General features: G+C 70.7%; 8 protein-coding genes. All 8 read left to right on the forward strand.

What is annotated here, in order from left to right:
* Window positions 1–46: 46 nt before the first annotated feature.
* Entirely contained in the window at window positions 47–1297 is a 1251-nt protein-coding gene (locus IE217_RS27730; RefSeq protein ID WP_190180686.1) for an amidohydrolase, read from the forward strand.
* 978 nt (window positions 1298–2275) lie between these two features.
* Complete coding sequence (locus tag IE217_RS27735; RefSeq protein ID WP_190180699.1) at window positions 2276–3304, forward strand: BMP family lipoprotein; 1029 nt, start codon at window positions 2276–2278, stop codon at window positions 3302–3304.
* 256 nt (window positions 3305–3560) lie between these two features.
* Window positions 3561–4616 carry a BMP family lipoprotein gene (locus tag IE217_RS27740; protein WP_190180687.1) on the forward strand — a complete coding sequence of 352 codons (1056 nt, stop codon included), beginning with the start codon at window positions 3561–3563 and terminating at the stop codon, window positions 4614–4616.
* Between the two features lie 244 nt (window positions 4617–4860).
* Window positions 4861–6459: an ABC transporter ATP-binding protein gene (locus IE217_RS27745; RefSeq protein ID WP_190180700.1), complete on the forward strand. Its 1599-nt coding sequence runs from the start codon at window positions 4861–4863 to the stop codon at window positions 6457–6459.
* Window positions 6456–7586: an ABC transporter permease gene (locus tag IE217_RS27750; RefSeq protein ID WP_190180688.1), complete on the forward strand. Its 1131-nt coding sequence runs from the start codon at window positions 6456–6458 to the stop codon at window positions 7584–7586. Before IE217_RS27745 ends, IE217_RS27750 begins: the two co-directional genes overlap by 4 nt.
* Window positions 7583–8845 carry an ABC transporter permease gene (locus IE217_RS27755; RefSeq protein ID WP_190180689.1) on the forward strand — a complete coding sequence of 421 codons (1263 nt, stop codon included), beginning with the start codon at window positions 7583–7585 and terminating at the stop codon, window positions 8843–8845. Before IE217_RS27750 ends, IE217_RS27755 begins: the two co-directional genes overlap by 4 nt.
* The gene (locus tag IE217_RS27760; RefSeq protein WP_190180690.1) at window positions 8842–9264 is read left to right on the forward strand and encodes a cytidine deaminase; all 423 of its coding nucleotides are present in this window, start codon (window positions 8842–8844) and stop codon (window positions 9262–9264) included. The genes IE217_RS27755 and IE217_RS27760 overlap by 4 nt, the downstream gene beginning before the upstream one ends.
* A 97-nt stretch (window positions 9265–9361) precedes the next feature.
* Entirely contained in the window at window positions 9362–10639 is a 1278-nt protein-coding gene (locus IE217_RS27765) for a thymidine phosphorylase (RefSeq protein WP_190180701.1), read from the forward strand.
* Window positions 10640–10794 lie beyond the last annotated feature (155 nt).

A 10794-nucleotide genomic window follows, 5' to 3' on the forward strand; every position in this document is an offset into this window, starting at 1 on the left:
CAGTTGGCGGCCTCGGCGTCCTACCCTTCAGAGGGTGAAGCAACTGATGTCCCCAGAGTCCGAGGCCGACACCCCCGCGGAAGCCGCCCTGCCCGGCACCCTGCCGGAGGCGCTGTTCACCGAGCTCGTCGCGTTCCGCCGCGACCTGCACATGCACCCGGAGCTCGGCAACCAGGAGTTCCGCACCACCGCCGCCATCAAGGCCCGGCTGGAGAAGGCCGGGCTCACGCCGCGCGTGCTTCCCTCCGGGACCGGCCTCGTCTGCGACATCGGTGCGGACTCGGGCACCGGCACGGGCGCCGCCGCCTCCGGGACGGACCAGGGCATCCTCGCCCTGCGCGCCGACATCGACGCGTTGCCCATCCCGGACACCAAGAGCGAGAGCCCGTACCGCTCCACCGTCCCCGACCGCGCCCACGCCTGCGGCCACGACGTGCACACCACCGTCGTGCTCGGTGCCGGTCTCGTCCTCGCCGAGCTGCACCGGCGGGGCCTGCTGCCCCGGCCCGTGCGGCTGGTCTTCCAGCCCGCCGAGGAGGTGCTGCCCGGCGGCGCCGCCGAGGCCATCAAGAGCGGCGTGCTGGAAGGGGTGGGCCGCATCATCGCCGTGCACTGCGACCCTCGCGTCGACGCCGGCCGTATCGGGCTGCGCCAGGGCCCCATCACCTCCGCCTGCGACCGCCTGGAGGTCCTGCTCGACGGCCCCGGCGGCCACACCGCCCGCCCCCACCTGACCACCGACCTCGTCACCGCCGCCGCCCGGGTGGTAACCGACGTGCCCGCGCTCGTCGGTCGGCGCGTCGACACCCGCGCCGGGCTCGCCGTGACCTGGGGCCGCATCGAGTCCGGCCACGCCCCGAACGTCATCCCGCAGCACGCCGAACTCGCCGGCACCGTGCGCTGCCTGGACATCCACGCCTGGCGGCACGCGCCCGACATCGTGGTCGCCGCGATCGACGAGGTGGCCAACCTGCACAAGGCCAAGTCGGAGATCAACTACGTCCGCGGGGTGCCCCCGGTCGTGAACGAGCCCGTGGTGACCGAACTGCTGCGCGCGGCCATGGTCTCCCGGCGCGGCGAGGCGTCCGTGGAGGGCACCGAGCAGAGCCTGGGCGGCGAGGACTTCTCCTGGTACCTGGAGCACGTCCCCGGCGCGATGGCCCGCCTCGGCGTGCGCACCCCGGGCGAGCGCACCGTCCGCGACCTGCACCAGGGCGACTTCGACGCGGACGAGTCCGCGATCAGGGTCGGCGTCGAACTCTTCACAGCAGCAGCCCTCCTGCACCCGACCCACTGACCCGCTCGGCGGGGCCCGCTGATCGGATCCGCCGGGCCCGCTGATCCGCTCCGCCTGGCAGGGGCCGCCCTGACGGGACCGGCGGTCCCGAGGCGGACCTCGGCGCGAGCGCCCTGCTGGGCCCGGGCGGGCCGCCGAGGGGCTCCCCGGCGGGACCGGCGGGCCGGCAAGGGGCGCCTTGTTGCGACCGGCGGCGGCGAGGGGGCTCGAACGGCGGAGGCCGCGGCCGTAGCAGCCGAGAGCTGACGTCCCCGGCCGAGGCGGGTCGGCGGACCCTCGACGGGACCGGCGGCGGCGGGGGACTCCCCGCCTGGGCGGACCTAGGCGCGAGCGCCCTGCTGGGGCCGGCGGGCGGGCGGGAGCGCCCTGCTTGGATCGGCGGGCCCAGCAGGGCGCTCGCCGACCTCCCCGACCGAGGGGCGCCTGGAGGGATGCCCGGTTGGGACGGGCGGGCCGGCAGGCCGACGAGGGGCCACCCGGCGAGGCGGACCGGCGGACCCCCGACCCCGAGGGGTCGCCCCGGCCAGGCTGAACCCCCGACCCCGAGGGGCGACCCCGGCCGAGGCAGGACCGGCGGACCCCCGACGGCACCGACAGCGGCGGGAACTCCCCGCCCAGGCGGACCGGCGTGAGTGCCCCGAGGGGTCGGCTGCCGAGCGGAGGGTCCGCTGCCGGGACCGTCAGGTCGGCGACCCGGCGACCCGGCGACCCGGCGTTCTGATCGGTGACCCTTCGTCCCCTTGTGCCGCCCCGAGTCACCCGACCGTAATCGCCGCCACCTGGCCGTAACCTGATGTCGGCACGTTTCGATAACGGCGCGGAGAAATCCCGTTCCCCTTGCCTTCTACGCGCGTTACTGTGCGCCGGAATCGCCACCAGAGGCGGCGTGGGGAAGCGGGCCGGCGACGGTGCCGTGGGCAAGAAGGGGTGCTTGCTGTGCGTCTGAATTCCCGGAGGACCAGGTTCTCCCAGGCCGCGGTGACCGTCGCGGTCATCGCGCTCGCGGCCGCCGGCTGCGGCAAGTCCAGCAACGAGTCGTCCGGCTCCTCCTCGGAGTCCGGCAAGTACTCGGGCAAGGGCATCGGCCTGGCGTACGACATCGGCGGCAAGGGCGACCAGTCCTTCAACGACGCCGCCTTCGCCGGCTTCCAGAAGGCCGAGCAGGAGTTCAAGATCGGCGGCCGTGACGTCGAGCCGAACGACAACGAGTCCAGCGCCGACAAGGTGCAGCGCCTGGAACAGCTCGCCAAGGCCGGCTACAACCCGATCATCGGCGTGGGCTTCGTGTACGGGCCGGCGGTCAAGGAGGTCGCCGCCAAGTTCCCGAAGATCACCTTCGGCATCATCGACGACGCCACCGTCAAGGCGCCCAACGTGGCCGACCTGGTCTTCCACGAGGAGCAGTCCTCGTACCTCGCGGGCGTCGCGGCGGCCAAGGCCACCAAGAAGAACCACATCGGCTTCATCGGCGGCGTGGACATCCCGCTGATCCACAAGTTCGAGGCGGGCTTCGACCAGGGCGCCCGGTCCGTGAACCCGAAGGTCAAGATCGAGTCGCAGTACCTCACCCAGACCCCGCAGGAGGGCGGCTTCTCCAGCCCCGACAAGGGCAAGGACGCGGCCAACGGCCAGATCGAGGCCGGCGCGGACGTCATCTACCACGCGGCCGGCCTGTCCGGCCAGGGCGTCATCCAGTCCGCGGCCGAGCACAAGGTGTGGGCGATCGGCGTCGACTCCGACCAGTACAAGCAGTCCTCGCTGGCCAAGTACAAGGACTACATCCTCGGCTCGGCGCTGAAGAACGTCGGCGGCGCGGTGTACGACCTCACCAAGTCCGTCGTCGAGGGCAAGCCGCTGAGCGGCGAGGTGCGCGGAGACCTGAAGTCCGGCGGCGTGGGCTTCGCCGACTCCAACCCGAAGTACCAGGCCATGAAGGACGTCGTCGCCGCCGTCGACAAGGCCAAGCAGGACATCATCTCGGGCAAGGTCACCGTCAAGACCCAGTGACCCCGCCCGGTCAGGAGCCGTGAAGGGTCCCGCAGCCCCCGCCGGTCCGGGGCCCAGGGCCCTTCGGCCCCCGCCCGTGCCCGTACGCCCCTTGCCTTCCGCAAGGGGCGTACTGCTGTGGGTGAGGGCCGCCCGTGAGTGTGGCCACAGGTAGGTAACGGAGCGGACAGAAGGGGTTTTCCGCCAGGTCTACGCGCGTTACGCTGCGGCGGAACTAGCGCCTGGTTTGGGCGCTTGCACAAAGGAGTCTCGTTCCATGCGCCGGGTGTCCCGTATCGCCGTTGCAGGCGTTGCAACCGCAGCTCTTGCCGTCTCCGTTTCTGCCTGTGGCAGCTCGTCCACCTCGAGCTCGTCCGCCGGCGGCAGCGCCAAGTCCAAGGGCATAGGCCTCGCGTACGACATCGGCGGCAAGGGCGACCAGTCCTTCAACGACGCTGCGTACGCGGGCTTCCAGAAGGCCGAGAAGGACTTCGGTGTCGGCGGCCGCGACGTCGAGCCGCAGGACGGCGAGACGGACGCCGACAAGGTGCAGCGCCTGGAGACGCTCGCCAAGGCGGGCTACAACCCCGTCATCGGCGTCGGCTTCGTGTACGCGCCTGCGGTCAAGGAGGTCGCCGCCAAGTTCCCGAAGGTGACCTTCGGCATCATCGACGACAACACCATCAAGGCGAAGAACGTCGCCGACCTGGTCTTCCACGAGGAGGAGTCCTCCTACCTCGCCGGTGTCGCCGCCGCCAAGACCACGAAGAAGAACCACATCGGGTTCATCGGCGGCGTGGACATCCCGCTGATCCACAAGTTCGAGGCGGGCTTCATCCAGGGCGCCCAGTCGGTCAACCCGAAGATCAAGGTCGAGAAGCAGTACCTCACCCAGACCCCGCAGGAGGGCGGCTTCGCCAGCCCCGACAAGGGTGAGAGCGCCACCAACGGCCAGATCGACGCCGGTGCGGACGTCATCTACCACGCGGCGGGCCTGTCCGGTCAGGGCGTCATCAAGGCCGCCGCCGCGCACAAGGTGTGGGCCATCGGCGTGGACTCCGACCAGTACTCCCAGGGTGCGCTGTCGAAGTACAAGGACTACATCCTCACCTCGGCTCTGAAGAACGTCTCGGGCGCGGTGTACGACCTTGCCCAGTCGGTCATCAAGGACAAGAAGCCGCTGTCGGGCGAGGTCCGTGGCTCGCTGTCCAACGGCGGTGTGAGCCTCGCCGACTCCAACCCCGTCTTCAAGAACAACGCCGACCTCCAGGCCGCGCTGAAGAAGGCCGAGGAAGGCATCAAGAACGGCACCATCAAGGTCAAGACCTCCTGACCTGACGGTCCTGGGCCATTCGGCCGGCCGTGAGGCCGTCCGGGGCATGGTCAAAGAGGCGCTGCGATGGCAGCGTTGCGGCCACGGAACGGGGTGCGAGGGACATGCCGGAACTCGCGCCCCGTTCGCGCGGCAGAATGCTCGGAACGGATCGGAAGCAACTCAAGATCGATCAGGTCCGGGCACTATTTAAAGCAGGGGCGCTACGCGCGTAGAGCGGCCCCTTTCCTGAGGAGAGTGCGCCATCGACGCGTCCAGCAGCCCTCCGCTCACCGCTCAGTCGACAGTCGCGGTAGAGCTCACGGGCATCACCAAGCGATTCCCGGGAGTCGTGGCCAACCACGACATCCACCTGTCGGTCCGCAAGGGCACCGTGCACGCCCTCGTCGGCGAGAACGGCGCCGGCAAGTCGACCCTGATGAAGATCCTCTACGGCATGCAGAAGCCGGACGAGGGCACCATCGCGGTCGACGGCGAGCAGGTCTCCTTCGGCAGCCCCGCCGACGCCATCGCCCGCGGCATCGGCATGGTCCACCAGCACTTCATGCTGGCCGACAACCTGACCGTGCTCGAGAACGTCGTCCTCGGCAGCGAGAAGCTCTACGGCATCGGCGCCGGCGCCCGCCGGAAGATCAAGGAGATCTCCGACCGCTACGGCCTCGGCGTCCGCCCCGACGCCCTGGTGGAGAACCTCGGCGTCGCCGACCGCCAGCGCGTGGAGATCCTCAAGGTCCTCTACCGCGGCGCCCGCATCCTCATCCTCGACGAGCCGACCGCCGTGCTCGTCCCGCAGGAGGTCGACGCCCTCTTCCACAACCTGCGCGAGCTGAAGTCCGAGGGCCTGTCGGTCATCTTCATCTCCCACAAGCTCGGCGAGGTGCTCTCCGTCGCCGACGACATCACCGTCATCCGGCGCGGCACCACCGTGGGCACGGCCGTCCCCGCCGAGACCACCTCCCGCCAGCTCGCCGAGATGATGGTCGGCAGCGAGCTGCCCACGCCGGAGACCGCCGAGTCCACGGTCACCGACCGCCCGGTCCTCACCGTCGACAAGCTGCGGCTTGAGGCCGAGGGCGGCCGCGCCGTCCTGGACGACATCTCCTTCACCATCCACGCCGGCGAGGTCCTCGGCATCGCGGGCGTCGAGGGCAACGGCCAGACCGAGCTGATCGAGGCGATCATCGGCCTGAAGCCGGCCGACTCCGGCACGATCACCCTGCTCGGCGAGGACGTCACCGCCTGGGCCACCCGCCGCCGCCGCGAGGCCGGCGTCGGCTACATCCCCGAGGACCGCCACCGCCACGGCCTGCTCCTCGAGGCCCCGCTGTGGGAGAACCGCATCCTCGGGCACGTCACCGAGCGCCCCAACGCCAAGGGCTTCTGGCTCGACATCAAGGGCGCCCAGAACGACACCCGCCGGATCGTCGAGGACTACGACGTCCGCACCCCCGGCATCGACGTCACCGCCGCCTCCCTGTCCGGCGGCAACCAGCAGAAGCTGATCGTCGGCCGGGAGATGAGCCACAGCCCGAAGTTCCTGATCGCCGCTCACCCCACCCGCGGTGTGGACGTCGGCGCGCAGGCCGCGATCTGGGACCACATCCGCGACGCCCGTCGCGAGGGCCTGGCCGTGCTGCTGATCTCCGCGGACCTCGACGAGCTGATCGGCCTGTCCGACACGCTGCGCGTGATCTACAACGGCCGCCTGGTCGCCGACGCCGACCCGGCCGCCATCACCCCGGAGGCGCTGGGCTCGGCCATGACGGGTGCCGCGTCCGGCCACCTGGAAGACACAGAGACCACCACCGACGACGACGCCGGTCCGGAGGACGAGGCCCGATGAAGAAGTTCGACAAGGAGCGCGTGCTCCTCGCGGTGGCCGGCCCGGTCATCGCGCTCGTCGCGGCGATCCTGCTGACCTCGGTCGTGCTGATCGCCTCGGGCAAGAGCCCGATCGAGCCGTACACGCTGATGCTCCAGCAGGCGGCGTACTCCGACGTCCAGGTACTGATCATCAACCAGGCGTCGATGTACTACCTGGCGGCGCTCGCGGTGGCCATCGGCTTCCGGATGAACCTGTTCAACATCGGCGTCGACGGCCAGTACCGGCTCGCCGCGATGGTCACCGCCGTGGTCGGCGCGAACATCGCCCTGCCGTCCTTCCTCCAGATACCGCTGCTGCTGATCGTCGGCATGCTCACCGGCGCCTTCTGGGCCGGCGTCGCGGGCGTGCTGAAGGTCACGCGCGGCGTGAGCGAGGTCGTCGCCACGATCATGCTCAACGCCATCGCCACCAGCCTCATCGGCTACCTGACCCTCTCCAACGTGTGGGGCGTGCAGGTCGGCAACAACATGACGACCGGTGTCATGAGGAAGTCCGGCTGGTTCCCGGGCATCAACCTCGGCTCGGACGTCGGCGAGATCTACGGCCTGGTGTTCCTGGCCATCGCCATGGGCGTCCTGTACTGGGTCGTCCTCAACCGCACCCGCTTCGGTTTCGACCTGCGCGCCACCGGCGAGTCGGAGACCGCCGCCGCGGCCTCCGGTGTCGACGCCAAGAAGATGGTGCTCACCGCCATGCTGATCTCCGGCGCGGTGGCGGGCCTGTCCGGCCTGCCGCTGCTGCTCGGCGACTCCCACACCTACAGCCTGAGCTTCCCGACCGGCCTCGGCTTCACCGGCATCACCATCGCCCTGCTCGGCCGCAACAACCCGGTCGGCATCGCCTTCGCCGCGCTCCTGATCGCCTTCCTCGACAAGGCCTCTCCCGCCCTCGACTACGCCACCCCGGTGGCGTACGAGAAGGAGATCGCCACGATCATGCAGGGCCTGATCGTCTTCGCGGTCGTCATCTCCTACGAGGCCGTCCGGCAGTGGGGCCTGCGCCGCCAGCAGAAGCGGGTGGGCGCCGAACTCGCCGCGGCCGCCGCCCAGAACAACTCCGAGAAGAAGGAGGTGGCGGCCCGATGAGCACCGCGACCATCGCCAAGCCGCAGGCCAAGCAGCCCGCCCGGGGCGGCCGCCGGCTCTCCCTCCCGGTACTCCTGCTGGTCATCGCGGGCGTGCTGGTGCTGACCTCCGCCGTCCGCCTGATCACCGGCGCCGACGGCATCACCTCCACCGGACAGATGTCGACCGCGCTGCGGCTCGCCGTCCCGATCGGCCTCGCCGGCCTCGGCGGCCTGTGGGCCGAGCGCGCGGGCGTCGTCAACATCGGCCTCGAGGGCATGATGATCCTCGGCACCTGGTTCGGCGCCTGGGCCGGCTACCAGTGGGGCCCGTGGACCGGTGTCGCCTTCGGCGTCATCGGCGGTGCGCTGGGTGCGATCCTGCACGCCATCGCCACGGTGACCTTCAACGTCAACCACATCGTCTCCGGTGTGGCGATCAACATCCTGGCCCTCGGCACCACCCGCTACCTGTCGAAGTTCACCTTCGAGAACGCCCCCCAGGGCTCCTCCAAGCAGTCCCCGCCGATCGACTCGCTGGGCACCTTCTCGGTCCCGGGCCTGTCGCACTGGCTGGACACGCTCAACGGCAAGCACTGGTTCCTGGTCTCCGACGTCGCCGGCCTGGTCGGCGGCCTGATCACCGACCTGTCGCCGCTGACCGTCATCGCGGTCGCCCTCGTCCCGGTCACCTGGTGGGTGCTGTGGCGGACCGCCTTCGGGCTGCGGCTGCGCTCCTGCGGCGAGAACCCGGTGGCCGCCGAGTCCCTCGGCGTCAACGTCTACAAGTACAAGTACCTCGCCGTGATCATCTCCGGCGGCTTCGCCGGCCTCGGCGGCGCGTTCCTGTCCATCGTGGCGTCCAACGTGTACCTCGACGGCCAGACCGCCGGCCGCGGCTACATCGGTCTCGCCGCGATGATCTTCGGCAACTGGATGCCGGGCGGCCTCGCCCTCGGCGCGGGCCTGTTCGGTTACACCGACAGCCTGAACCTGCGCGGCGGCACCACCAACGTCCACGCGCTGATCCTGCTGCTGGCGATCCTGCTGGTGTTCGGGGTGGCGTACCTGGCGTGGAAGAAGCGCTACGTCCCCGCGGTGATCACCGCCGCGGTGTCGGCGCTGATGTTCGTCTGGTACGTGACCACCGACGACGTGCCGAAGCAGATCGTGACGGCGACCCCGTACATCGTCACCCTGCTGGTGCTGTCGCTGTCGGCGCAGCACCTGCGGATGCCGAAGGCGGACGGTCTGCCGTACCGGAAGGGACAGGGCAAGTGACCTCGGGCGACACCCCGGCCGCGGGGACGGAGGGCGTCGACTGGGCGGCCCTGCGCGAGGAGGCGCGCGCGGCGATGTGCCGTGCCTACGCCCCCTACTCGGGCTACCCGGTCGGCGTGGCCGCCCTGGTCGACGACGGGCGGACCGTCACCGGCTGCAACGTCGAGAACGCCTCCTACGGCCTCGGCCTGTGCGCGGAGTGCGGTCTGGTCTCTCAGCTCCAGAACAGCGGCGGCGGGCGGCTGACTCACTTCACCTGCGTGGACGGGGCCGGCGAGATCCTCGTGCCGTGCGGCCGCTGCCGCCAGCTGCTGTACGAGTTCGGCGGTCCCGGCCTGCTGCTGGAGACCCCGGAGGGGATCCTGCCGCTGTCCGCGATGCTGCCGCAGGCCTTCGGTCCCGGACACCTCACCAAGTGATCACCGCGCGGCCCTCCTGAGGAACCAGGGGGGCCGCGGCCCTTCGCACGCACGTACCGCCACCCTTCGCACCCCGGAAGGAACCCACTCCATGGCCATGGACGCCATCTCCGTCATCCGCACCAAGCGGGACCGCGGCGAGCTCAGCGACGAGCAGATCGACTGGGTCATCGACGCGTACACCCGCGGGGAGGTCGCCGACGAGCAGATGTCAGCGCTCGCGATGGCCATCCTGCTCAACGGCATGAACCGGCGGGAGATCGCCCGCTGGACCGCCGCGATGATCGCCTCCGGCGAGCGCATGGACTTCTCCTCGCTGTCCCGCCCGACGGCCGACAAGCACTCCACGGGCGGCGTCGGCGACAAGATCACCCTGCCGCTCGCGCCCCTGGTGGCGGCCTGCGGGGCGGCTGTGCCGCAGCTGTCGGGACGCGGCCTCGGCCACACCGGCGGCACCTTGGACAAGCTGGAGTCGATCCCGGGCTGGCGGGCACTGCTGTCCAACGAGGAGATGCTGTCGGTGCTGGACGGCACCGGCGCCGTGATCTGCGCGGCCGGCGACGGCCTCGCGCCCGCGGACAAGAAGCTGTACGCGCTGCGGGACGTGACCGGCACGGTGGAGGCCATCCCGCTGATCGCCTCCTCGATCATGTCGAAGAAGATCGCCGAGGGCACGGGCTCGCTGGTGCTGGACGTGAAGGTGGGTTCCGGCGCCTTCATGAAGACCATCGGGGACGCGCGCGAGCTGGCGTCCACGATGGTGGGCCTCGGCACGGACCACGGCGTACGCACGGTCGCCCTGCTGACCGACATGTCGACGCCGCTCGGCCTGACGGCCGGCAACGCGCTGGAGGTCCGCGAGTCGGTGGAGGTCCTGGCCGGCGGCGGCCCGGCGGACGTCGTCGAACTGACCCTGGCCCTCGCGCGGGAGATGCTCGACGCGGCGGGCCTGAAGGACGCCGACCCGGCCAAGGCCCTGGCCGACGGCTCGGCGATGGACGTGTGGCGCCGCATGATCGCGGCCCAGGGCGGCGATCCGGACGCCCCGCTGCCCACCTCCCGCGAGCAGCACGTGGTGACGGCCCCGTCCTCGGGCGTCCTGACCCGCCTCGACGCCTACGACGTCGGCGTCGCCGCCTGGCGCCTCGGCGCGGGCCGCGCCCGCAAGGAGGACCCGGTCCAGGCGGGCGCGGGCGTCGAGCTCCACGCCAAGCCCGGCGACACGGTGAAGGCCGGCGAGCCCCTCCTCACCCTCCACACGGACACCCCGGAACGCTTCGAGTACGCCCTGCAGTCCCTGGAGGGCTCCTACGACATCGCGGCTCCCGGCACGGAGTTCACCGCCGCCCCGGTGGTGCTGGAACGTATCGCCTGACCAGGCGTTTCTTCTTTCGGGTGAACGGGACCGGTGGACCGCCGCCGGTCCCGTTCGGCATGCTGGGATCGGTGACGCACCGATAGGAGAACCGCCAGTGCGACACGAAGTCGCTCCACCCAAGTGGATGGCCTGTACGAGGAAAGAAGGTCATG

This window comes from Streptomyces naganishii JCM 4654 (assembly GCF_014650575.1).
Lineage (GTDB): Bacteria > Actinomycetota > Actinomycetes > Streptomycetales > Streptomycetaceae > Streptomyces > Streptomyces naganishii.